The sequence below is a fragment of the Pseudomonas fluorescens genome (assembly GCF_003732425.1).
GTDB lineage: Bacteria > Pseudomonadota > Gammaproteobacteria > Pseudomonadales > Pseudomonadaceae > Aquipseudomonas > Aquipseudomonas fluorescens_BE.
On the sequence record NZ_MOBX01000013.1, the window covers coordinates 1,172,271 to 1,192,686 of the forward strand.

The 20,416-nt window shown below is 58.6% G+C and carries 15 protein-coding genes; 4 read left to right on the plus strand and 11 right to left on the minus strand.

Features of this window, described 5'->3' with window-relative positions:
• Positions 1–73: 73 nt before the first annotated feature.
• Entirely contained in the window at positions 74–730 is a 657-nt protein-coding gene (locus tag BK670_RS29745) for a hypothetical protein (RefSeq protein ID WP_221178370.1), read from the minus strand.
• Positions 731–1,115: 385 nt separating this feature from the next.
• Here BK670_RS29745 and BK670_RS15810 point away from each other — a divergent pair, with 385 nt between their 5' ends.
• Positions 1,116–1,664: a cytochrome b gene (locus BK670_RS15810; RefSeq protein ID WP_123450918.1), complete on the plus strand. Its 549-nt coding sequence runs from the start codon at positions 1,116–1,118 to the stop codon at positions 1,662–1,664.
• Between the two features lie 166 nt (positions 1,665–1,830).
• Here BK670_RS15810 and BK670_RS15815 read toward each other — a convergent pair whose 3' ends face one another.
• Together BK670_RS15815 and BK670_RS15820 are read right to left on the minus strand one after the other, a co-directional pair.
• Positions 1,831–2,760: a 1-aminocyclopropane-1-carboxylate deaminase/D-cysteine desulfhydrase gene (locus BK670_RS15815; RefSeq protein ID WP_123450920.1), complete on the minus strand. Its 930-nt coding sequence runs from the start codon at positions 2,758–2,760 to the stop codon at positions 1,831–1,833.
• A gap of 161 nt (positions 2,761–2,921) precedes the next feature.
• Complete coding sequence (locus tag BK670_RS15820; protein WP_123450922.1) at positions 2,922–4,961, minus strand: NADPH-dependent 2,4-dienoyl-CoA reductase; 2,040 nt, start codon at positions 4,959–4,961, stop codon at positions 2,922–2,924.
• Between the two features lie 208 nt (positions 4,962–5,169).
• Here BK670_RS15820 and BK670_RS15825 point away from each other — a divergent pair, with 208 nt between their 5' ends.
• Entirely contained in the window at positions 5,170–6,297 is a 1,128-nt protein-coding gene (locus BK670_RS15825) for a carbon-nitrogen hydrolase family protein (RefSeq protein ID WP_123451401.1), read from the plus strand.
• A 3-nt stretch (positions 6,298–6,300) separates the two neighbouring features.
• Positions 6,301–7,341 carry an AraC family transcriptional regulator gene (locus BK670_RS15830; RefSeq protein WP_123450924.1) on the plus strand — a complete coding sequence of 347 codons (1,041 nt, stop codon included), beginning with the start codon at positions 6,301–6,303 and terminating at the stop codon, positions 7,339–7,341.
• Between the two features lie 417 nt (positions 7,342–7,758).
• On the opposite strand, the gene BK670_RS15835 is transcribed toward BK670_RS15830, so the two are convergent.
• Both BK670_RS15835 and BK670_RS15840 read right to left on the minus strand, forming a co-directional pair.
• On the minus strand, positions 7,759–8,625 hold the full coding sequence (locus BK670_RS15835; protein WP_123450926.1) for a DUF2242 domain-containing protein: 867 nt from the start codon (positions 8,623–8,625) through the stop codon (positions 7,759–7,761).
• 92 nt (positions 8,626–8,717) lie between these two features.
• Entirely contained in the window at positions 8,718–9,617 is a 900-nt protein-coding gene (locus BK670_RS15840; RefSeq protein WP_123450928.1) for a LysR family transcriptional regulator, read from the minus strand.
• A 118-nt stretch (positions 9,618–9,735) separates the two neighbouring features.
• Between BK670_RS15840 and BK670_RS15845 the strand changes: the two genes are divergently transcribed.
• Complete coding sequence (locus tag BK670_RS15845; RefSeq protein ID WP_123450930.1) at positions 9,736–10,941, plus strand: MFS transporter; 1,206 nt, start codon at positions 9,736–9,738, stop codon at positions 10,939–10,941.
• A gap of 910 nt (positions 10,942–11,851) precedes the next feature.
• On the opposite strand, the gene BK670_RS15850 is transcribed toward BK670_RS15845, so the two are convergent.
• The 6 genes from BK670_RS15850 to tig form a co-directional block, all read right to left on the minus strand.
• Entirely contained in the window at positions 11,852–13,723 is a 1,872-nt protein-coding gene (locus BK670_RS15850; protein WP_123450932.1) for a SurA N-terminal domain-containing protein, read from the minus strand.
• 228 nt (positions 13,724–13,951) lie between these two features.
• The gene (locus tag BK670_RS15855; protein WP_003183171.1) at positions 13,952–14,224 is read right to left on the minus strand and encodes an HU family DNA-binding protein; all 273 of its coding nucleotides are present in this window, start codon (positions 14,222–14,224) and stop codon (positions 13,952–13,954) included.
• A gap of 148 nt (positions 14,225–14,372) precedes the next feature.
• Positions 14,373–16,769, minus strand: a complete 2,397-nt coding sequence (gene lon / locus BK670_RS15860) for an endopeptidase La (RefSeq protein WP_007917325.1) — start codon at positions 16,767–16,769, stop codon at positions 14,373–14,375.
• A gap of 163 nt (positions 16,770–16,932) precedes the next feature.
• Positions 16,933–18,216, minus strand: coding sequence for an ATP-dependent Clp protease ATP-binding subunit ClpX (clpX, locus tag BK670_RS15865; protein WP_007951558.1), 1,284 nt, complete (start codon positions 18,214–18,216; stop codon positions 16,933–16,935).
• Positions 18,217–18,328: 112 nt separating this feature from the next.
• Positions 18,329–18,964 carry an ATP-dependent Clp endopeptidase proteolytic subunit ClpP gene (gene clpP / locus BK670_RS15870; protein WP_007951559.1) on the minus strand — a complete coding sequence of 212 codons (636 nt, stop codon included), beginning with the start codon at positions 18,962–18,964 and terminating at the stop codon, positions 18,329–18,331.
• A gap of 93 nt (positions 18,965–19,057) precedes the next feature.
• On the minus strand, positions 19,058–20,371 hold the full coding sequence (gene tig / locus BK670_RS15875; protein WP_123450934.1) for a trigger factor: 1,314 nt from the start codon (positions 20,369–20,371) through the stop codon (positions 19,058–19,060).
• Positions 20,372–20,416: the final 45 nt, after the last annotated feature.

Here is a 20,416-nt window from a genome sequence, read left to right on the forward strand (position 1 = left end):
ACACCGCTGATCGATGACAATCAGCGGTGTTTTTTTTCGCAATATAAAAACCAGCACAAGTTTCGGTAATTAATTACTCCGAAACAAGGTTGCCTTCTGCATCGTACGCAAGGCCATCGGGATATTTAACACTTCCATCCGGTAACTGTTCAGTTCCGTCTTCCCAAACAATACGTCCATCCGGATATTCAACGGCATTATCCGGCCAGATAATCCGCCCGTCTGGATACTCGACCCGGCCATCTTCATATTGAATGATGCCATCGGGACGCTTGATTGAAGTTGTATCGGTGTCAATCAAACTACCGTCAGGCAGTGTGGTCGAACCATCGACATTGACTGTCGCACCAAGTGTCTGGATGAGCGCTATCAAGGCCACCGGATCGACGTTGACGTTAATGGTCGGCCATGGCATTGGCGGTCGCTGGGTCTCGGTCGGCGTGGCAGGACTGGTCGGACGCACCTGCTGGTTCGGTGCTACCGGTTTGATCGGTGCCACTGGCTTGCTCGGTGCCACTGGCTTGCTCGGCGTCACCGGTTTGCTCGGCGCCACTGGCTTGCTCGGCGCCACCGGTTTGCTCGGCGCCACTGGCTTGCTCGGCGCCACCGGTTTGCTCGGCGCCACTGGTTTGCTCGGCGCCACTGGTTTGCTCGGCGCCACCGGTTTGCTCGGCGCCACTGGCTTGCTCGGCGCCACTGGCTTGCTCGGCGCCACTGGCTTGCTCGGCACAACCGGCCTGGTTGGAACTGCTGGCTTTGGCGCAGTAGTAGAAGGGCGAGGTTTCGAAATCGGACTTTTCATATTAATTCTCAACTTAAAAAATATACTTTTAATCTTTAACAACTCAATAAAGACTGGACCCGACAATAACCATCTAAAACAAACCATTCAAACCAAAAGAAAACACAAAATATAAACAACACAAAGTTACGCCTGGCAAGACCACATACAAACCTGAACTTTAACTAACGAGCAAATCAAAACCGGGCATTGAATACTTTTCTTTCGTGCAAAAAACATCACGAGCTCCGGGCAAAAACATCCCGGCAGGTTTACAGTGAAAAGAGTGCCGTCACGACAGCCTGATTGCACATCGATCCCGAGGAAATATCTTATGCCGTGGACAAGCTCAGAATCGCGTTACAGCACCGTTTCAGTCCTGTTGCACTGGCTGATGCTGGTCCTGCTGGTGCTGGTGTACGCCAGCATGGAGTTGCGCGGGCTGTTTCCCAAAGGCAGTGGCGGGCGCACGCTGATCCGCGAAGTGCACTACATGCTCGGCCTGACCGTGTTTGTGCTGGTGTGGTTTCGCCTGCTCGCTCGCAGCCTCGGCCCGGCACCGAAAATCTTTCCCGCCTCGCCACAATGGCAAACCGTGCTGGCGCGGCTGATGCACTGGGCGCTGTACCTGTTCATGATCAGCATGCCGATCCTGGGTTGGCTGATTACCAGCGCCGAGGGACATCAGGTGATGTTCTATGGTTTTGACCTGCCGCTGTTGGTGGGTGAAGACAAGGCTTTCGCCAAACAAGTGGAGGGCTGGCACGTGCTGATCGCCACGATCGGCTACTGGCTGATCGGGCTGCATGCACTGGCGGGCATCTATCACCATTATGTAGTGCGCGATAACACGCTGCTGCGGATGATGCCCAAGCGCGGTTGAGCATAGGCTCAGCGAGTTAACCCTGTGGCGAGGGAGCTTGCTCGCGCTCGGCGGCGCAGCCGTCGTAAACCCGACGAACGCGGTGTACCTGACAGTGATCACTCTCAGGTTTTGGGTCTGCTGCGCAGCCCAGCGGGAGCATGCTCCCTCGCCAGAGGTGTCTGGCTCACGTTGATGTGGGGATAAAACCGCGTCGACCCTGAAGGCCGCCGGTGTGGATGAAGATCAGCCGCGTGCCGGGCGCGAACCTGCCCGCCTCCACCTGCTGCTTGAGCGCCAGCAACGCCTTGCCGGTGTACAACGGCTCCAGTGGTACGCCGCTGGCTTGCTCCGTTTGTTCAATGAACGCGAGCAACCCCGGATCAACCTTGGCAAAACCGCCTCGGCTGGCATCGATCAGCTCATAGTCGGCAGTGGCCAGTCCGGCTGACTGCATAATCGACTCGACCTGCGGCGCCACGCCGTGATCATCAGGAACCGCCAACGCGCCATAAACCGGGTGTGCGCCTCCTTCGGTAAGAACCAGCCCGGCCAGCGTGGTGCCGGTGCCGCAGGCCAGCCACCATCCGTGATAATCAGTCCAGCCCAGCGAAGGCAATTGTGCTTGCGCCTGTTCCTTAATGACTGCACAACCGAGCGCCCCCGCTAATCCACCGCCACCCTCCGGCACCGCATACAGTTGCGGATACTGCGCCTGCCAGGGCGCCCAGAAGTCCGGTTCATTGCGAGCGCGATAGCCACCGTAACCCAACCAATGCAATTGCATACCGAACGCTTGCAGATCGAGCACCGTGGGAGTTTCCTGCGCATGCCCGCGCAGCAACCCCACGGTTTTGAAACCCAGCCGTTTCCCCGCCGCCGCCAAGGCGTGCAGATGATTGGAGTGAGCCCCCCCGAGACTGATGATGCCCTCGGCACCCACACGTTCGGCGGCTTTGAGGTGTTCGACGAGTTTGAACCATTTGTTGCCGCTGATCAGCGGGTCGATCTGGTCGAGGCGCAGGAGGGCGACTTCAATGCCGGCGGTGGTGAGCCAGTCCAGATGAAGGTGTTCGAGAGGGGCTTGGGATAGCCAGTTGGTGGGAGGCAAAAGCATAAATGCCGGCTCAGTTTAAAGAGCCGGCATCTTAACAGTGCTTTTGTGGCGAGGGAGCTTGCTCCCGCTCGACTGCGCAGCAGTCGTAAAACTGTATATACAGAACGAAGGGGCCACTACGCGCCCCAGCGGGAGCAAGCTCCCTCGCCACAATTGTCGACTTAGAGCTCAGCCGCCAGACGCGAGCCCTGGTTGATCGCGCGTTTGGCATCCAGCTCAGCCGCGACATCCGCGCCGCCGATCAGGTGCACGTTCTGCCCCGCTTCCACCAGACCGTCATGCAATTCACGCAGCGGATCCTGCCCCGCGCAGATCACAATGTTGTCCACCGCCAGCACTTGCGGCTCGCCGGTTTCGCCGATGCGGATATGCAGGCCTTGGTCATCGATGCTCAAGTATTCAACGCTGTTGAGCATCTGCACCTGCTTGTTCTTCAGACCGGTACGGTGAATCCAGCCAGTGGTTTTACCGAGGCCATCGCCGACCTTGGTTTTCTTGCGCTGCAACAGAAACACTTCACGCGCCGGCGCGTGCGGCGCAGCTTTGATGCCGGCGACGCCACCACGGGCTTCCAGTTGCGTATCGATGCCCCACTCTTTCCAGAACGCGGCGCGATCCTGGCTGGTCGCGACGCCTTGGTGAACGAGGAATTCCGAGACGTCAAAACCGATACCACCGGCGCCAATCACCGCCACGCGTTTGCCAACCGGTTTGCGCTCAAGGATCACGTCCAGGTAGCTCAGCACCTTGGCATTCTCGACACCCGGAATCGCCGGCACACGCGGCGCAATGCCGGTAGCAAGGATGATCTCGTCGTAACCGCCTTCCAGCAGTTTCGCCACATCGACGCGGGTGTTCAGGCACACCTCGACATGGGTGGTCTGCAACTTGCGTTTGAAGTAGCGCAGGGTTTCGAAGAATTCTTCCTTGCCCGGCACACGCTTGGCGATGTTGAACTGGCCACCGATTTCACTGGCAGAATCGAACAGGGTCACCTGATGGCCACGCTCGGCGGCCACGGTCGCGGCGGACAGCCCCGCAGGACCGGCACCGACCACCGCGATTTTCTTGATCTGCTGCACCGGCAGGTAGTTGAGTTCGGTTTCGTGACAGGCACGCGGGTTGACCAGGCAACTGGTCAGCTTGCCGCCGAAAGTGTGGTCGAGGCACGCCTGGTTGCAACCGATGCAGGTGTTGATTTCGTCGGCGCGGCCTTCAGCGGCCTTGTTGACGAAGTCCGGGTCGGCGAGGAACGGCCGCGCCATCGAGACCATGTCAGCATCACCCTCGGCAAGAATCTGCTCGGCGATTTCCGGTGTGTTGATACGGTTGGTGGTGATCAGTGGAATCTTCACCGAACCACGCAGCTTGGCCGTGACCTTACTGAACGCCGCACGCGGCACTTTGGTGGCGATGGTCGGAATCCGCGCTTCGTGCCAGCCAATGCCGGTGTTGATAATGGTCGCACCGGCCTGCTCGATGGCTTTGGCCAGGGTGACGATCTCGTCCCAGGTGCTGCCGCCCTCGACCAGATCGAGCATCGACAGACGGAAAATGATGATGAAATTCGGGCCAACCGCTTCACGTACACGGCGAACGATTTCCACCGGCAGGCGCATACGGTTTTCGTAGCTGCCGCCCCAGCGGTCGGTGCGGTGGTTGGTGTGCGCGGCGAGGAACTGGTTAATGAAATAACCTTCCGAGCCCATGATCTCGACGCCGTCGTATTCGGCGGTTTGCGCCAGTACTGAACAGGTGACGAAATCGCTGATCTGCTTTTCGATGCCTTCCTCGTCCAGCTCTTTGGGCTTGAACGGGTTGATCGGTGCCTGAATCGCACTCGGCGCCACTTGTTTCGGGCTGTAGGCATAACGCCCGGCGTGCAGGATCTGCATGCAGATCTTGCCGCCCGCCTCGTGTACCGCGCGGGTGACGATGCGGTGCTTGAGAGCTTCTTCTTCGGTGGTCAGCTTGGCCGCGCCGGAGTACACGCCGCCCTCGTCGTTCGGGCCGATACCGCCGGTGACCATCAGGCCGACACCGCCACGGGCACGTTCAGCGAAGTACGCCGCCATGCGTTCGAAACCGCCCGGTTTTTCTTCCAGACCGGTGTGCATCGAGCCCATCAGGGTGCGGTTGCGCAGCGTGGTGAATCCCAGGTCCAGCGGGGCCAACAGGTGCGGGTAATGAGCGGCGGTCATCGGTAACTCCACAACGAGCGATCACGGAAAAGTTGCGGGCGCTCTGCGGCCCCCGTCAGTCATGCTCGACAGACTAAGAGTCGCATCGCTGTCACTCAATGACCGAAACTGACAACTTATTGATCCAAATGCGCAGCGCCCCTTGGCAATCAGGGTCATGAGCCCTACCCTAGTCGCCATACCCTGTACCCGGTAGTTGTTGGTTTTCATGCGCAAACTTTTGTACCTGTTTTTTTCCATGGCCCTCGTCGCCGCCCTGACCACCTACGCCATGTGGGCGGCAGACCGGCCGGCGGGCCATTATCTGTCGGACTTACGCATTACAGTGGCGGTCGATCAAGGCACCCCGGCCGATCGCGGCAATCTGCTGGGCATCCAGCCCGAGCTTTTTCCCACCGACTACCAAAGTACCGAGCGCTTGCACCGCAAACTCGCGGCCTATCTGCAACAAGCTCAGGATCAAGGCCTGTTGAACGACAAAACCGTCGTGGTGCTGCCGGAGAACGTCGGCACCTGGCTGCTGCTCAGCGGCGAGAAAGACGAGCTGTATCAGGCCCCGACCCTCGCCGAAGCGATGAACTGGCTGGCGGCGAGCAATCCGCTGCTGTTCGCCCGCGCCTGGCTCAGCGCCAACGGCAGCGACCGCCTCAACGACGCCTACCTGCGTATGAAAGCCAAGGCGATGGCCAAGGATTACCAGGCACTGTTCGGTGGTCTGGCCAAAGAGTTTCACGTGACACTGGTGGCTGGCTCGATCGTGCTGCCCGAGCCGAGTATCCGCGACGGCCAGCTCAAACCCGGCAGCGGCGCCCTGTTCAACAGCAGCGTGGTGTTCGGTCGCGATGGCGTACCGCTTGGCCAGCCGCAACGGCAGATGCACCCCGTGTTCGATCAGCGCGATGTCATCCAGGCCAGTGAACAAACGATCAATGTTGTGGACACCCCGGCCGGACGCCTCGGCGTGCTGATCGGCAGCGACAGCTGGTACCCAGACAACTATCGCAAGCTCGACGAGCAAAGCGCGCAACTGGTGGCCGTACCGGCGCAGGTGCTCGGTCATCGCGCCTGGAACCTGCCATGGCGCGGCTACAAGAGCTCGAACACCCCGAGTTCGGTCAGCCTCAAACCCGGTGAAGTCACCGAAGGACAGGCCTGGCATCGACTGACACTGACGGCACAACCGCCGAGCAGTCGAGCGATTGCCGGCATCAGTGTGTTCCTGCGCGGGCAGTTCTGGGACAAGTCCAGTGCCGGTCAGAGTTTCCTCAGCAGCAACGGTCAGCAGTTCGCCGATGGTGATGCCCGCGGCGCGCGTTTGCTGAACATCTGGTTGTAAGCCATGAAGCCGCTGCCGATGCGCCTCGGGGACCTGTCGGTGGGCTTTGTTCACAGCCTCGCCGATGCCGTGCGCAGTCATGGGGCGGATCCGCAGCCGTTGCTGGAGCAATATGGTTTGGACGCGGCGCGACTGGCCGAGGCAGGGGCGCGTTTGTCGATTCCGCGCTATATGCGACTGGGCCACGCGGCGATTCAGTTGACCGGCGATTCGGCGCTGGGCCTGCGCATGGGCCAGCTCAGTCGCCTGAGCCAGGCCGGGCTGGCCGGTGTCACTGCCGCACAAGCGCCGACCGTGCGTGAAGCCGCGCGCTGCCTGATCCGTTTCGAGGCGTTGTATGGTTCCAATTATCGCGGCCAGTCCAGTTTTCACGAAGACGCCCATGGCGCGTGGCTGCGTTTCTATTCGATCAGCCCGTACAACGCCTATAACCGTTTTGTCGTGGACTCGATCGTCGCCGGATGGCTGCATCAGCTCTCCAGTGTCAGCCGCGAAGCGCTGCGCGCCGAACGCATCGACATCGAATTCGATGAGCCGGATTACCGCGAGGCCTATAGCGTGCTGGGTGATTGCCCGATCCAGTTTGGCGCCGAACGCAATCAACTGCGCCTGAGCCTGAGCAGCCTCGCACAGCGCAATCCGGACCACTGCCCGAGTACCTGGCGACATCTGCTGCAACTGTGTGAACGGGAACTGGAACAATTGACCCGCACCCGTAGCCTGCGCGAACGCATCACTCAGCTGTTGGGGCCGTTGCTCAATGGTGGCCGGGAACCCGACCTGGAAGAAGTGGCAGCACGCCTGAAGCTGCCGACCTGGACGTTGCGGCGCAAACTGGCCGAGGAAGGCACGCAGTTTCGCGCGATCCTCAATGACACTCGCCGGGATCTGGCGATGACCTACATCCGCGATACCGAACTGGCATTCGGCGAGATCGCCTACCTGCTGGGTTTTGCATCAGCCGAAGCTTTTCAGCGGGCCTTCAAGCGCTGGAGCGGTCAGACGCCTGGCGAATTCCGCCGCAGTCACCGCAAAACGGCATAAAAGCAGCGGCGAGTTACAAGCTTCAAGCTGCAAGTTAAAGCTCGGTGGCGTCTTCGGCTGGCTCGGGTTGATCCAGTTCAAAGGCCTGGTATTCGAGCAGCTCTTCTTGATAATCATCCATCGTGTAATCCCCCTGCTGCTCTCTTGAATGGGCCTGAGCAAATGCCCAGTGCCTCGAGCTTAACGTGCTCGTATGAAGGAAAAGTGAAACCCGGCCTTCATGAATAAAACGTAGCAGGTGGTCAGGAATTTATCGCAGGATTTTTGTCAGGGGAATGTAACGAGATTTAAGCCACGCCAAAAACCACTGTGGGAGCGAGCCTGCTCGCGAAGGCGGACTCTCAGTCACATAAGTGCTGAATGTACCGACGCTTTCGCGAGCAGGCTCGCTCCCACAGGGGGTTGCGGTGAGGCTGATTACTGGCCGGACGCTGGCATCGCCGGAATCGGCTCGGATGGCGGCGGGATATCCGGGTTGGCCGGTGGCGTGATGGTTTCGGTCGCCGGTGCCGGCGCAGGTTCTGCGCTCGGGGCCGGGGTGATCGGCGCCGCCTCTGCGGGTGGAGCGACCGGCTCCGACGTCACCGGCGTTGCTTCAGCAGGTGCGGCCGCCGGTTCTGCAGCAGGCGCAGGTTCAGCCTTCGGCGTTGGCGTTGGCGTTGGCGTTGGCGTTGGCGCCAACGCTGCCGGAGCAGCCTTCGCCTCAGGCACACCGAGGTCAGCCTTCGGCTTCTCTTCAATGTGTGCAGCCTTCTTCGCATCCGCCGGCAGGAACAATTCCACCAACGTAAAGAAACGCTCATAGAACTTCTGCGACGTCACTGTTTCGCTGGCGACCTTGACCATCGAATCGTCAGACGAGCCGATCGGCATCGACACCGAGCCCAACACACCGACGCCGAGGCTGGCCGAGTTGTTGGTCTTCTTCAGTGCGTAGCGATCCTGCAGGGCGTTGGCGAACATCGTCGCATGGTGCCCGGCACTGCCGTCATCGGCGCAGACCACGTTGAAGCTGATCTCCATGTGGGTGTCGCCGGTTTGCTGGAAGCTCTTGTGGCCGCTGACCAGTTTCGGGTCACTGCTGGTGATGATGTAGCCCTGGCTGAGCAATGCACGGCGCGCCGCTTCGCAGCTCACCGCGTCGGTCACCGGGTAATTGCGCGAAAACGTACCAGAGTCATCGAAGTTCTCATGCTCATACATCGGCTTGTCTTTCGAACAGCCGGCAACAGCGGTCAACAATAGCGCCAACCCGACAACACGCATGGGAGTGGAAATCAACATTGAACATCCTGAGAGAAAACAGTCCGGGGCGTATTGTGCAACAGATCACGCCCCCGCGGCGCATGGATTAGTGTCTTAAAGCAGTTACAACTCTATCGACCGTCAGTTGCGGGAAAAAGTCGCAACACCAGATGATCGATGAACACGCGCAATTTTGCCGTGGCGTGGCGACTGGATGGCCATAGGACCCAGAACTGCCCGGTGTGTTCCAGATGCGCATCAAGCACGCGACGCAAGCGGCCTTGCGCCTCGGCCTCGCGGGTCATGAAATCCGGCAGACAGGCAATGCCCATACCGGCCAGCGCCGCATGGCTCACCGCTTCGATGGACGTGCTGACCAGCCGGGTTGGCAACGTAGGCTCTGCGGCCCCTTGCGCGCGGATCAGCGGCCAGGTTTCCAGTTTGCCGGTGGCATGAAAGATGTGCCGAAGGCACGCGTGAGCCGCCAGATCAGCGGGGGTTTGCGGCTCACCGCGCTGTTCCAGATACGCCGGGCTGGCCACCAGCACCATATGAAACTCGCCCAACGCGCGCGCCATCAGTCGCGAATCACGCGGTTTGCCGGTGCGAATCACCGCGTCGAAACCTTCCTCAACCACATCGACCATGCGATCAGTCAAATCCAGATCCAGTTCAATCTGCGGGTACAACGCCATGAACTCGTTCATGACCGGCATCACCAGGCCATGCACCTGCGGCAGACTGATACGCAACTTGCCATGGGGTTTCGCAGCCGCGTCACACAACTCGAACTCTGCCGCCTCGACCTCCGCGAGAATTTTGCGACAGCGCTCCAGAAACAGCGCCCCTTCACTGGTCAGCGTGACACTGCGAGTGGTGCGCTGAAACAGCCGCACGCCGAGTCGCGCTTCCAGCCGCGCAATACTTTTGCCCACCGCCGACGATGACACCCCTTGCAACCGACCAGCCTCGGTAAAACTGCGGGTTTCGGCGACCTGAACAAACACCGAAATACTGCCCAGGCTATCCATACCAATCTCCCATTGCTGACATCCATGTCCGATATGTTCGGAACCTTAACCCGTTTTTCGCCGCAGTGCAGCGCCCTACCCTGTGCTCCTCGTCAACTCTGCACATGGATGCCGGCTCATGAACGACGCACACCTCGGTTGCCCTGCACTTGAACAACCTGTTGATCGCCGCGAGCGATTACCCCTTGGCGCGCTGCTGGCACTGGCCACCGCCGGATTCATTACGGTCATGACTGAAGCCATGCCGGCCGGCCTGTTGCCGCAGATGAGCAGCAGCCTGAACGTCTCCCAGGCACTGATCGGGCAATTGGTCACGCTGTACGCGATCGGCTCGATCCTCGCAGCGATCCCACTGACGATCGCCACCCGCGGCTGGCGACGCAGACCGCTGCTGCTGTCCGCCATTGGCGGTTTCGCCATCGCCAACAGCCTAACCGCCCTGTCGGAGCTGTACTGGCTCACCCTGCTCGCACGCTTTATTGCTGGCGTATTCGCCGGGTTGCTATGGGCCCTGCTGGCCGGCTACGCAAGCCGCATGGTCGCCCCCCACCTGCAAGGCCGCGCCATCGCCGTGGCCATGCTCGGCGCGCCGCTAGCGCTCTCACTGGGAATCCCCGCCGGCACCCTGCTCGGCAGCCTGATCGGCTGGCGCCTGAGCTTCGCCATCATGACCGGACTGACCGTGGTGCTGGTGGTCTGGGTACGCTGGCAAGTACCGGACTTTGCCGGCGAACGCGTGGGGAACCGCCTGCCGCTGCGTCAGGTGTTGACCTTGCCGGGCGTGCGATCGGTATTGTTGGTCACCCTCACCTACGTCGTCGCACACAACCTGCTGTACACCTACATTGCGCCTTTCCTGCAACCGTCCGGGCTTGCTGCAAATGTCGACCGCGTGCTGCTGGTCTTCGGCCTCGCCTCGGTACTGAGCCTGTGGGTCGTCGGCAGCCTGATTGATCGCTGGCTGCGCGAACTGATGCTAATCAGCGCTGGATTGTTCATGCTCTCAGCGATAGCGCTGAGTCTGTGGCGCGACTCGCCAAACGTGGTTTACATCGCCACTGCTGTTTGGGGTCTGGCGTTTGGTGCAATGCCGTCGCTGCTGCAAACCGCCTCGGCGAAAACCGCGAAAGAGGCTGCCGATACGGCGCAATCGATGTTGGTTACTTTGTGGAATGTCGGGATTGCAGGCGGTGGTCTGATGGGCGGTTTATTGCTGGGCAACCTCGGAGTCGGGGCGTTTCCGTGGATCGTGGCAGGATTGTTGGTGTTGACCCTGTCAGTAACTATCAAAGCTCGGGAACATGGTTTTCCAAGAGCCGAATGAGACCGAATGCGCTGTTGGGTTGAAGCCATACGGCTGGAAAACGGTCGGCTGGCAGGCCGCCTTCGCGAGCAGGCTCGCTCCCACAATTGGATTGAGTACATCCGCAAGAAACAGGTCGGCTGGAAGGCCGCCTTCGCGAGCAGGCTCGCACCCACAATTGGATTGAGTAAATCCGCAAGAAACAGGTCGGCTGGAAGGCCGCCTTCGCGAGCAGGCTCGCTCCCACAATTGGATTGAGTAAATCCGCAAGAAACAGGTCGGCTGGCAGGCCGCCTTCGCGAGCAGGCTCGCTCCCACAATTGGATTGAGTACATCCGCAAGAAACAGGTCGGCTGGCAGGCCGCCTTCGCGAGCAGGCTCGCTCCCACAATTGGATTGAGTACATCCGCAAGAAACAGGTCGGCTGGAAGGCCGCCTTCGCGAGCAGGCTCGCACCCACAGTTAATTTGTGTACCGCCCACGCGGCGAAGCCGCCCCACTCAACAGGATGAGCGTTAGCTCGGCTGCAGCTCTTGATCTTGATCTGAAGGCCCGTCGGCAGGCTGAGTGGAGGGATTGATCCGGGGGGGGGGAGCGCAGCGACCGTTTGGCGAAGCCAAACACATCGAGAGGAGGTGCAGCGAAGCAAACCGGAGGCGATGCGCCCGGATCGATCCCGGAGCGAAGGAACCCCGAGCCTCAGCGAGCGGGCCGAACGTCAGGGCAAAGACCTTTGGTTCCTTTGGGGCGTTTGCCAAAGGGACTCGCCGTAAGGGCGAAACCGCCAGCGGCAACAACCGAAGCAACGGATATTCACCCAAAACCCAAGAGCATGGCCGGCCCAAAGGCCGCCACGCCCCCCAAAAAACGCCCCAAAAAAAAGCCCCGACCTATTCAGGCCGGGGCTCTCACATCACATCTCAGTCAACCATCAAAACCGCTTGATGTCCGCCTGACTCTCCAACTGCTTGCGATACGCAGCAAAGTCCTGCTGCCCCTCACGCGAAGCAAGGAAACGACGGTACTGAACCTTCTCTTCATCCGTCGGTGCAGCCGCTTCGTTAACGCCGTTCAGACGCACGATCATCAGACTGCCATCCGGCAACGTCACGCTGGTGAACGTCGGCTTGTCCTTGGCAGCTGGCTTCGGCATACGGAACAGCGCTTGCAGCACCGCCGGATCAACACCTTCCTGACCACGGGTGGCCGCTTCAGTGGCTTTCCAGTTCTGACCATCAACCGCCTTGTCCAGTGGAGCCTTACCGTCGCGCAGATCCGCAATCAGCTTCTCGGCCTTGGTCTTGGCAGCCGCGCTGGCGTGCTCTTTGGTCAACTGAGTGCGGATCGCCGTATTCACGCTTTCCAGCGGCAATTGCGCAGGCTTCAGGTGCTCCTTGGAACGCAGCACAATCACGGTTTCCGGATCCAGTTCGATGGCGGTGCTGTTCGCACCTTCATCGATCACTTCGGTGCTGAACGCAGCGGTGACTACGGCACGGTTGGCCGCGACACCTTCGCCACCCTCACGGCCGAACGGCTTGGAGGTGTGCACGGTCAGCTTCAGATCCGCCGCGGGCTGAGCCAGGTCAGACGCTTCGAATGCGGAGTCTTCCAGTTGCTTGGTCGCCTCGACGAAACGCTGCTCGACCTGTGCGGCTTTCAGCTCGCGGGTCAACTTGTCTTTCAGGCTGGCCAGGGTCGGCACTTCAGGCGCTTCCACACCCAACAGCTTGATCAAGTGGTAACCGAAGTCGGTACGAATCGGCTCGGACACCTGGTCTTTCGACAGCGAGTACAAGGCTTTTTCGAACGCCGGGTCGTAAACACCCGGGCCTGCGTAACCAAGGTCACCGCCATTGTTGGCCGAACCCGGGTCCTGCGAGAACTCTTTGGCCAGCGCTTCGAACTTCTCACCCTTGGCCAGACGCGCCTGGACTTCGTCAATCTTCGCTTTGGCCTGAGCTTCGGTAGTCTTGTCGTTCACTTCGATCAGAATGTGCGCGGCACGACGCTGTTCCGACAGGTTGGCGATCTCTTTCTGATACGCCGCCTGCAGGTCTTCGTCTTTGACGGCGACCTGATCGAAGAACGAAGACTTCTTCAGTTCTACGTAATCGATGATCACTTGATCCGGAGTCATGAACTCCTTGGCGTGTTCGTCGTAGTACGCCTTGACTTCGTCGTCGGTCAGTTTGACCGCCGCCGGGTCAGCCTTGACGTTCAGGGTTGCGAAATCGCGGGTCTGCTTTTCCAGACGGGCGAATGCCAGCACTTCGGCGTCGGTGACGAAACCGCTGCCCGCCACACCGGCGCGCAGTTGGCCGATCAGCATTTCCTGAGCCAGCATCTGGCGGAATTGCATACGGCTGTAACCCAGTTGACGGATCACCTGGTCGAAACGCTCGGAGCTGAACTTGCCGTCCACCTGGAATTCAGGTGTCTGCAGGATCACTTGGTCCAGTGCGGCTTCGGAGAAAGCGAATTTCGCTTGTTCGGCGCCTTGCAGCAGCAACTTGCGATCGATCAGGCCCTTGAGCGCCGATTCACGCAGCATTTTCTCGTCAAGCAAAGATGCATCGAAGTCTTTGCCCAACTGTTGCATCAGCTGGCGGCGTTGCATATCAACGGCCTGGCTCAGCTCGTTCTGGCTGATTTCTTCACCGTTGACCTTGGCCGCCTCATTCTTGTGAGTCGTGGCCTGGAAAATGGCGTCGAAACCGGTCAGAGCCATCAGTGCAACGATGACCCCGATAATGGTCTTGGCAATCCAGCCTTGTGAATTGTCCCTGATATTCTGCAGCATGCGTCCCCCAGAAACGGTTGAACTTCAAAATTAGGCAACCGTGGAGCGTGGGTAGAATCCGGATAGAAGAAAGGCGCATCCGAGGATGCGCCTTCTCGTAACTGGCGGAGCGGACAGGGCTCGAACCCTCGATCCCGGCGTTACAGGCGACTGTTTCAGCTGCCTGTTCTACCGCTCCGCTGCCAAGTCAGGCATGACCCCGACCCGGATGGGTAAAAACCTGAAAACTTAGTTAACAGCTTCTTTCAGTGCTTTACCGGCTTTGAAACCTGGCTTCTTGGCAGCCGGGATTTCCAGAGTCTTGCCGGTTTGAGGGTTACGACCGGTACGAGCCGGACGGTCCGTCACAGAGAAAGTACCGAAACCAACCAGAACAACGGAGTCGCCAGCCTTCAGAGCGCCAGTGACGGATTCGATTACAGCGTCCAGCGCACGGCCAGCAGCAGCTTTCGGGATATCAGCGGATGCAGCGATAGCATCAATCAGTTCCGACTTGTTCACTCTAAGTCCCCTTATATCTATTTTGAGATGATTCTAAGTTTTTTGGTGAAAGCAAAAACGAGTGCTGAATGGCCTACAGACACTTAAGAGCCGCTTTATAACAAGGGCTCTAAAAAACTGTCAAGGAAGCCCCCCAGGCAAAAGCGTATTAATGCGTGCTAATTCTTTCCTTAGAGTCAGACTCACGTTTTTCGTCCTTGGCAACTATCTCCGGAGCCACATCCGGCAAGGGCTCCGGCGCGTATTGCAGCGCAATTTGCAGGACCTCGTCAATCCATTTAACCGGTTTAATCTGCAGATCCTGCTTGATATTGTCAGGAATCTCCTTCAGATCACGTACGTTCTCTTCCGGAATAATCACGATCTTGATTCCGCCGCGGTGAGCCGCCAACAGTTTTTCCTTCAGACCGCCAATCGCCAGCACTTGACCACGCAGAGTGATTTCACCGGTCATGGCGACATCCGCGCGCACCGGAATGCCGGTCAATGCCGACACCAGCGCCGTGCACATGCCTACACCAGCGCTAGGGCCGTCTTTCGGCGTCGCCCCTTCCGGCATGTGGATGTGCGTGTCACGCTTCTCATGGAAGTCCAGAGGAATGCCCAGACTCTTGGCGCGGCTGCGCACAACAGTCAGCGCCGCAGTGATCGATTCGACCATCACGTCGCCCAGCGAACCGGTCTTGATCAACTGACCTTTACCCGGCACAACTGCAGCTTCGATAGTCAGCAATTCACCGCCCACCTGAGTCCAGGCAAGGCCGGTCACCTGACCGATCTGATCCTGCTGCTCGGCCAGACCGTAGCGGAATTTGCGCACACCGAGGAAGTGTTCCAGCAGATCAGCTGTCACTTTTACCGAGAAGCGTTTTTCCAGGGCGTGCTCTTTAACGGCCTTGCGGCAGACCTTGGCGATCTGACGTTCGAGGCCACGCACACCGGCTTCACGGGTGTAGTAACGGATGATGTCGCGGATCGCTTCTGCGTCGAATTCAAGCTCGCCTTTCTTCAGACCGTTGGCGGCGATCTGCTTTGGCGAGAGGTATTTGACGGCAATGTTGATCTTCTCGTCTTCGGTGTAGCCCGGCAGACGGATCACTTCCATCCGGTCGAGCAGCGCCGGCGGAATGTTCATCGAGTTCGAGGTGCACAGGAACATCACATCGGAAAGGTCGTAATCGACTTCCAGATAGTGGTCGTTGAAGTTGTGGTTCTGCTCTGGATCGAGCACTTCCAGCAACGCCGACGCCGGGTCGCCGCGCATGTCGCTGCCCATTTTGTCGATTTCATCGAGGAGGAACAGCGGGTTGCGCACACCCACTTTTGTCATCTTTTGAATCAATCTTCCTGGCATCGAACCGATGTAAGTCCGGCGGTGACCACGGATTTCCGCTTCATCACGCACGCCACCGAGGGCCATGCGCACGAATTTGCGGTTTGTGGCGTGAGCAATCGACTCGGCCAGCGAGGTTTTACCCACGCCCGGAGGACCGACCAGGCACAACACCGGGCCACGGATTTTCTTCACGCGTTTTTGCACGGCGAGGTATTCAAGGATACGTTCCTTGACCTCTTCGAGACCGTAGTGATCGGCATCAAGAATGTCTTCTGCGCGCGCCAGGTCCAGACGTACCTTGCTCTGGGCCTTCCACGGGACTTGCACCAGCCAGTCGATGTACGAGCGCACCACGGTGGCCTCAGCGGACATCGGCGACATTTGCTTGAGCTTGTTCAGCTCGGCAGTGGCCTTGGCCAACGCGTCTTTCGGCAGACCGGCAGCGTCGATACGCTTTTTCAGGTCTTCGATTTCGTTGTGGCCTTCGTCGCTGTCGCCGAGTTCTTTCTGAATGGCCTTCATCTGCTCATTCAGGTAGTACTCGCGCTGGCTGCGTTCCATTTGCTTTTTGACGCGACCGCGAATGCGTTTTTCGACTTGCAGCAGATCGATCTCGGCATCCAGCAACGCCAGAACGTGCTCGACCCGGGCCGACAAATCGATGATTTCGAGGATTTCCTGCTTCTGCTCGATTTTCAGCGCCATGTGCGCCGCCATGGTGTCGACCAGGCGACCCGGCTCATCGATGCTGTTGAGCGACGACAGGACTTCAGCCGGGACTTTCTTGCCCAATTGTACGTATTGCTCGAACTGCGACAGCAGGGTGCGCACGAACACTTCGGATTCGCGCTCGGCGGCGTCGACCTCTTCGATCAACGACACTTCGGCACGGCAGTGGCCGTCGACTTCGCTGAAACGTTCGACGGTGCCGCGCTGCTCACCCTCGACCAGCACTTTTACGGTGCCGTCAGGCAGCTTGAGCAGCTGTAGAACAGTGGCGATGGTACCTACGCGATAGAGAGCGTCTTCACCGGGATCGTCGTCAGCCGGGTTTCTCTGAGCCAGCAGCAGGATCTGCTTGTCGCCCGTCATCGCGGCCTCGAGGGCTTCGATGGATTTCTCGCGCCCCACGAACAGCGGGATAACCATGTGCGGATAAACCACGACATCACGCAATGGCAGGAGAGGCAATTCGATGGTTGTCTTCATGATTTCGCCTCTACGGCGGCCATATGGCCGTAATCAGATGGAATTGAGCTTGAAACCAAGATGGGGGCTGCCTTGAAAAAAAACAAGCGCAAAGCGGATGTAAAAAACGACATAAAAAAAAAGAGGCCCGAAGGCCCCTTCTTTGTTGCGGCGCAGTGGACGCTTACGCGTCCGGCGCTGCCTTGGCCGCCGGCTCACTGTTTTCGTAGATATACAGTGGCTTGGACTTGCCTTCGATCACGCTTTCATCGATCACGACTTTGCTCACCTCGGACTGCGAGGGGATTTCATACATCGTGTCGAGCAGTACACCTTCGAGAATCGAACGCAGACCACGGGCACCGGTTTTACGCTCCAGGGCACGCTTGGCGACCGATTTCAGCGCGTCGGAACGGAATTCCAGATCGACGCCTTCCATCTCGAACAGCTTGGCATACTGTTTGGTCAGAGCATTTTTCGGCTCGGTGAGGATCTGCATCAGCGCAGCCTCATCCAGCTCGTCCAGCGTCGCGAGGACCGGCAGACGACCGACGAACTCCGGGATCAGACCGAACTTGACCAGATCGTCAGGCTCGACTTCACGCAGGGATTCACCGACTTTCTTGCCCTCTTCCTTGCTGCGCACTTCTGCGTTGAAGCCGATGCCGCCCTTGGTGGAACGGTTTTGAATAACCTTTTCCAGACCGGAGAACGCACCACCGCAGATGAACAGGATGTTACGGGTGTCGACCTGCAGGAATTCCTGCTGCGGGTGCTTGCGGCCACCTTGCGGCGGTACGGAAGCGACCGTGCCTTCGATCAACTTCAGCAAGGCCTGTTGCACGCCTTCACCGGAAACATCCCGAGTGATCGACGGGTTGTCGGACTTGCGGGAAATCTTGTCGATTTCGTCGATGTAGACAATACCCATCTGGGCCTTCTCTACGTCGTAATCGCACTTCTGCAGCAGCTTCTGAATGATGTTCTCGACATCTTCACCTACGTAACCCGCCTCGGTGAGGGTGGTTGCGTCGGCAATGGTGAACGGAACGTTCAGCAACCGGGCCAGTGTTTCGGCCAGCAGGGTTTTACCGGAGCCTGTCGGGCCGATCAGCAGGATGTTGCTCTTGCCGAGTTCGACGTCGTCAGCCTTTTTGTCACGCTGGTTCAGGCGCTTGTAGTGGTTGTACACCGCTACGGCCAAAACCTTTTTCGCACGCTCCTGACCAATGACGTACTGGTCAAGGATGCCGCTGATTTCTTTAGGCGAAGGCAATTTATGCGCGCTGCTTTCGGCCTGGGCTTCCTGCACCTCCTCACGGATGATGTCATTGCACAGGTCGACGCACTCGTCGCAGATAAAGACCGAGGGGCCGGCAATCAATTTGCGCACTTCATGCTGGCTTTTGCCACAGAAGGAGCAATAGAGCAGCTTGCCGTTGTCCTCGCCGTTGCGGGTGTCAGTCATTCGTTCGATCCAAATCCGATAGGCTTGCAACACAAGATGAAGGCTATTGCGGGCTTTTTCAAGCCCGCCGCTGATCAGACCAGCCGACCAAGCCTATTTTGAGCTGCTTATTTTAAGCTGGGCGCTGGTTGATCACTTCGTCGATCAGGCCATATTCCTTCGCAGCTTCTGCACTCATGAAGTTGTCGCGATTGGTGTCGCGCTCGATTTCTTCCAGAGTACGCCCGCTGTGCTTGGCCATCAGCGTGTTCAGACGCTCGCGAATGAAGAGGATTTCCTTGGCATGGATTTCGATGTCCGACGCCTGGCCCTGGAAACCGCCCAGTGGCTGGTGAATCATCACGCGCGAGTTCGGCAGGCAGAAACGCTTGCCCGGGGCACCTGCGGTCAGCAGGAACGCACCCATGCTGCAGGCCTGGCCGATGCAGGTGGTCGACACGTTCGGCTTGATGAACTGCATGGTGTCGTAGATCGACATGCCAGCTGTCACCGAACCGCCCGGGGAGTTGATGTAGAGATGGATGTCCTTGTCCGGGTTTTCCGCTTCAAGGAACAGCAGTTGCGCACAGATCAGGTTGGCCATGTAGTCCTCTACCGGACCAACCAGAAAGATCACTCGCTCCTTGAGCAGGCGCGAATAGATGTCATAGGCGCGTTCGCCACGAGCAGATTGCTCGACAACCATCGGGACCAGGCCGCCGGCGGCCTGGATATCAGAGTTCTGCTGAATATAAGAATTACGGAACATGCTCTGCAGTCGCTCCCAAATAGTTATGTCTTGAATACGCATAAGCCAGCTCGAGAGCTGGCTTATGGTGTGTACTTCTTAACGCTAAATCAATCAGTCGGCTGCTGCTGGAGCTTCTACCGGCTTGACTGCTTCTTCGTAAGAGACCGCTTTATCGGTCACACTAGCTTTCTGCAGAACAGTATCCACAACTTGTTCTTCCAGCACAACCGAACGCACTTCGTTCAGTTGCTGCTCGTTTTTGTAGTACCACGACACAACCTGCTCAGGCTCCTGATAAGCGGAAGCCATTTCCTGAATCATTTCGCGAACGCGAGCTTCGTCAGGCTTCAGGTCGAACTGCTTGACCACTTCAGCAACGATCAGACCCAGCACGACGCGGCGCTTGGCTTGTTCTTCGAACAGCTCGGCAGGCAATTGATCAGGCTTGATGTTGCCGCCGAACTGCTGAACAGCCTGCACGCGCAGACGGTCAACTTCGTTGGACAGCAGCGCCTTAGGCACTTCGATCGGGTTGGTGGCCAGCAGACCGTCCATTACCTGATTCTTGACCTTGGATTTGATCGCCTGACGCAGTTCACGCTCCATGTTCTTGCGAACTTCGGTGCGGAAACCGTCGATGCCGCTTTCCTTGATGCCGAATTGAGCGAAGAATTCTTCGTTCAGCTCAGGCAGCTTAGGCTCGGACACAGTGTTGACAGTCACGGTGAACTCGGCGGTTTTGCCAGCCAGGTCCAGGTTCTGATAGTCCTCTGGGAAGGTCAGGTTCAGAACGCGCTCTTCGCCAGCTTTAGCGCCAACCAGGCCTTCTTCGAAGCCCGGGATCATGCGGCCGGAACCCAGCACCAGCTGAGTGCCCTTGGCAGAGCCACCAGCGAATACTTCGCCGTCAACCTTGCCAACGAAATCGATGTTCAGTTGGTCTTCGTTCTGGGCAGCGCGATCGGCCACTTCAAAACGGGTGTTCTGCTTGCGCAGGATGTCGAGCATTTTGTCCAGGTCAGCGTCAGCCACGTCAGCGCTCAGGCGCTCAACGGTGATGCCTTCGAAACCGGCAACGGTGAACTCAGGGAACACTTCGAAGACAGCAACGTATTCCAGGTCTTTGCCAGCTTCGAGCGACTTCGGCTCGATCGATGGCGAACCTGCCGGGTTCAGCTTCTGCTCAACCACAGCTTCGTAGAAGGAAGACTGGATCACGTCGCCTACAGCTTCCTGACGAGCATCAGCACCGAAACGGCGCTTGATTTCGCTCATTGGCACTTTGCCTGGACGGAAGCCAGCAATCTTGGCCTTTTGGGCAGTCTGCTGCAGACGCTTGTTGACCTGAGTCTCGATGCGCTCAGCCGGCACGGTGACGCTCATGCGGCGCTCGAGAGCAGTAGTATTTTCAACAGAAACTTGCATGGATATTCCTCGTTGCACAGACGTTAGCCGGCCGTTTCCGACCCC